The organism is Arthrobacter sp. 10T413_2, from assembly GCF_056394205.1.
This window is the reverse complement of record NZ_JBFTHK010000275.1, coordinates 1-4,116: the sequence shown is the minus strand read 5'-3', so window position 1 is coordinate 4,116 and position 4,116 is coordinate 1. Positions and strand designations below refer to the sequence as shown.

The following is a 4,116-nucleotide window of genomic DNA, read 5'->3' as shown; positions in this document are numbered from 1 at the left end:
ACTCCGCAGCGAGGGTTGGCCTTGCGCTAGATCGCGTCTGAGGCCTCGCCGCGGCAGCTAAGAAGAAGCAGTTCTGCGCGCACCTTTTCACAGTAACACGGGTGCGTAAGATGAAGGAGCCAGACCACCGCAACGTCCACTATGCAGACCGTGCACCGACACAAGCTCCGGTGCCGGCCTGCCTCTCAAAGGAGCATCCGTGCCACTTTCGGGGATCGACCTGTCCACCATCGATGCCGGCGTCCGTCCTCAGGATGACCTGTACCAGTACGTGAACGGCCGCTGGCTCACGAGCACGGTGATTCCGGACGACCGGCCGCTGGAGGGCACCTTTACGGCCCTGAGGGACGCATCGGAGCTTGCCGTGAAGGAGATCATCGAGCAGGCGGCCGCCCGCGGCGCAGAGGCCACCGGCATCGAGCGGAAGATCGGGGACCTCTACAACAGCTTCATGGACGAGACCGCGGCCGAAGCCAAGGGCCTAGACCCGCTCCGGACCCGGCTGGCGGAGGTGTTCGCCACGACGTCGGTCCCCGAACTCGTGGCGCTGGCAGGGCGGCTGTTCCGCGCCGATGTGGGCGGGCTCTTCTACATCTACCCCGCGCCGGACGCCGGCAACCCGGACCGGATCCTGCTCTACACCGGCCAGGGCGGCCTCGGCCTGCCGGATGAGTCGTACTACCGCGAAGAGAAGTTCGCGGCCATKGTCCAGGCCTACCGGGAGCACGTCCAGGCCATGCTTGCCCTGGCCGGCGTTGCCGATCCGGGTGGCGCGGCCGGGCGGGTCGTCGCGCTGGAAACCGCGCTGGCCTCGCACCACTGGGACAACGTGACGCTGCGGAATCCGCAAAAGACGTACAACCTGAAGTCCGCCGCCGAGGCAGCGGAGCTCTTCCCGCTCCTGGCCGACTGGTTCGACGCGGCCGGCATCGCCCCGGAAAAGCGCACCGAACTCGTGATGAGCACTCCCGACTTCTTCTCCGGCGCCGCCTCCTTGCTGGMCAGCGAACCGCTGGCCACGTGGCAGGAATGGCTCGCMATGCGCGTCGTCAGCGCCGCTGCCCCGTACCTGTCCTCCGCGTTCGTGGACGCGAACTTCGCCTTCTACGGCACGACCTTGAGCGGGACGCCGCGGATCAAGGACCGCTGGAAGCGCGGCGTCGCGGTAGTCGAGGCTGCCCTCGGCGAGGCCGTAGGCCAGATCTACGTTGCCCGGCACTTCCCGGAAGGCAACAAGGCGCGGATGCAGGGCCTCGTGGCCAACCTGATCGAGGCGTACCGGGAGTCCATCACGGGGCTGGAGTGGATGGGCGAGGAAACCAAGCTCGAGGCGCTCAAGAAGCTGGACTCCTTCCGCGCCAAGATCGGCTACCCGGACAAGTGGATCGACTACTCCGCCGTCGAGGTCGATCCCGCCGATCTGCTGGGGAACGTGGAGCGCGCGCACAGCGCCGACGTCGACCGTCACCTTGACGAGGTCGGCAAGCCTGTGGACCGGGAGAAGTGGCTCATGACCMCGCAGACGGTCAACGCCTACTACCACCCGCTGCTCAACGAGATCGTGTTTCCCGCCGCCATCCTGCAGCCTCCCTTCTTCACCGCCGACGCCGACGATGCCGTCAACTACGGCGGCATCGGCGCGGTGATCGGGCACGAAATCGGCCACGGCTTCGATGACCAGGGCTCGCAGTATGACGGCAGCGGCCTGCTCCGGAACTGGTGGACCCAGGACGACCGCACCGCCTTCGAGGCCCTGACCTCCAAGCTGGTGGCGCAGTTCGACGCCCTCTCCCCCACGGCCGCGCCCGGCCACAACGTCAACGGCAAGCTCACCCTGGGCGAAAACATCGGCGACCTCGGCGGCCTCACCATCGCCTACAAGGCCTACCTGATCAGCCTCGACGGGCAGGAACCGCCGGTGCTCGACGGGATGACAGGGTTCCAGCGGTTCTTCGCATCCTGGGCCGCGGGGTGGCGGCAGGTCATCCGGACGGAGGAAGCCGTCCGCCGGCTGGCGACGGACCCGCACTCCCCCAACGAATTCCGCACGAATGCGATCGCCAAGAACCTGGATGCTTTCCACGAAGCGTTTGGCGTCACCGAGCAGGACGGCATGTGGATGCCGCCGCAGGAGCGCGTCAGCATCTGGTGACGCCGGGCGCCGGCGCCAGCAACGGCACCAGACCACGGAAGGGACCACCCATGGCCCGCGTTTTCATCACCGGTTCGACCGACGGGCTAGGACTCGCCAGCGCMCGGACGTTGATAAACGAAGGCCATGAGGTCCTGCTCCACGCCCGCTCCAGGGAACGCGCGGCGTCCCTCGCTCAGCTCGCTCCACAGGCGGCCGGCATCGTGATCGGCGACMTCAGCAGCGCCGCCCAAACCCGGKACCTCGCCGGGCAGGTCAACGGGCACGGGCGGATGGACGCCGTCATCCATAATGCCGGCGTCTACGTTTCGCCCAAGCGCGTCGCGACCCCGGAGGGGCACTCCCTCACTTTGGCGGTCAATGTGCTGGCGCCCTACCTGCTCACCGCGCTGATCGAGCGGCCCGGCCGCCTGGTCTACATCAGCAGCGGCATGCACCTCGGGGCGAACGGCAATCTGGGGGATATCGACTGGACCGGGCGGCGCTGGAGTGCCAGCGCCGCCTACTCGGAGAGCAAGCTCTGCGTTTCCGCGCTCTCGGCTTCTGTMGCGCGGCACTGGCCCGCAGTGCTCAGCAACTCCGTTGACCCCGGCTGGGTGCGCACCAGGATGGGCGGCCCCGGCGCGCCTGACGACCTCGCCTTGGGCCAGGACACGCAGAGCTGGCTCGCCGTCAGCAACGACCCCGGCGCCCCGGTCTCCGGTAAGTACTGGCACCACCGCCGGCAGCGGACGGCCGCACCGGAGGTCACGGACCCGGGCTTCCAGGACAGGCTCACCGACAGGCTCGCCGAACTGACCGGYGCCACGCTGTTCTAAGTCACGCTGGTTTCAAGAAACGCCTTTCCAACGCAACGAAACCGAAACGGCCCCTGAGGATCAGCGGGTGATCAGCGCCGGGTTCGCCTGCTGGCAGACGGTGTCGCCGGCCGTCTGATTGACGATGTCCGCAGGCAGTTGCGGCGTCGCGGCGGCCGTCGGTGTTCCGTTAGCGAAATCGGCGCCCAGGTAGACCTGGACTCCGACGACTCCGGCCGCCGGGAGGACCTGGCCCGGCGCCACGCCGAGAAGGGCCGCTACGTCGGCGGCCACGTCGGCGTAGTCCGCACCGTAGTAGACGGCAGTGGTCGCGACGGGCCGGGCCGTCAGCTGGCCCACCTTGGTGAAGCCCGCGCCCTTGATGGTCTGGATGATCTCCTGGGTCCGGGCGGCCACGCCTGAGCCGTTGGCCACGGTGACMGGCTGCAGCGTCTTGTCGTAGGCCGGCGCCGGGGCACTCGGGGTCGGTGCGGCACTGGCAGCCGGGGCGGCGCTCGGCGTCGCGGTCGGATCCGTCAAGTCCACGTCGTTGCGCATGGCGGCGAAAAGCTGCGACGCCGCGGGTTCGGCCAGCTGCAGCCGGTTGGGGTCCGATTCGGCAGGAACGGTGGGCGTGGCCACGAAGGCCACCTTGCCGACGTCGATGTTCTTGAGCCGGTTGCCCACGGTCAGCAGCGTCGGCACCGAGGCCAGGCCGTCGTCGATGGTGAGGTTCTTGGTGATCGCGTCCGCGATGCCGAGCATCCGTGCCGGGTTGGTGAGGGTGCCATCGCTCTTGATCTTCCGGGTGAKGGATGACAGGAAGCCCTGCTGGGCCTTGATGCGGCCAAGGTCACCGCCGTCACCGAAGGCGTGCCGCGTGCGGACGAAGGACAGCGCCTGCTCCCCCTGGACGGTGGACGTGCCCTTGGGCAGMCGGAGCTTGGAGTCGGGGTMGTAGACGGCGTCACTGACGCACACCTCCACACCGCCGACGGCGTTGGAGAGTTCCTTGACGGCGTTGAAGTCCGCCATCATGAAGTGGTCGATCTGCAGTCCGGTGAGCTTGTTGACGGTGTCCACGGCGCAACCGATGCCGGCCTCGGACATTGCCGAGTTGATCATGACGCCGGTCTGTGCCGGGTAGACCTTGTTGGTCTTCGGATC

At 67.9% G+C, this 4,116-nt stretch carries 3 protein-coding genes; 2 read left to right on the top strand and 1 reads right to left on the bottom strand.

The window, feature by feature from the left end:
* Positions 1-199: 199 nt before the first annotated feature.
* Both AC1DBQ_RS22345 and AC1DBQ_RS22340 read left to right on the top strand, forming a co-directional pair.
* The gene (locus AC1DBQ_RS22345) at positions 200-2,152 is read left to right on the top strand and encodes a M13 family metallopeptidase (RefSeq protein ID WP_476930596.1); all 1,953 of its coding nucleotides are present in this window, start codon (positions 200-202) and stop codon (positions 2,150-2,152) included.
* A 50-nt stretch (positions 2,153-2,202) separates the two neighbouring features.
* Entirely contained in the window at positions 2,203-2,970 is a 768-nt protein-coding gene (locus tag AC1DBQ_RS22340) for an SDR family NAD(P)-dependent oxidoreductase (protein WP_476930595.1), read from the top strand.
* A 60-nt stretch (positions 2,971-3,030) separates the two neighbouring features.
* Here AC1DBQ_RS22340 and AC1DBQ_RS22335 read toward each other — a convergent pair.
* On the bottom strand, positions 3,031-4,116 hold a 1,086-nt coding region (locus AC1DBQ_RS22335), incomplete at its 5' end, for an LCP family protein (RefSeq protein ID WP_476930594.1).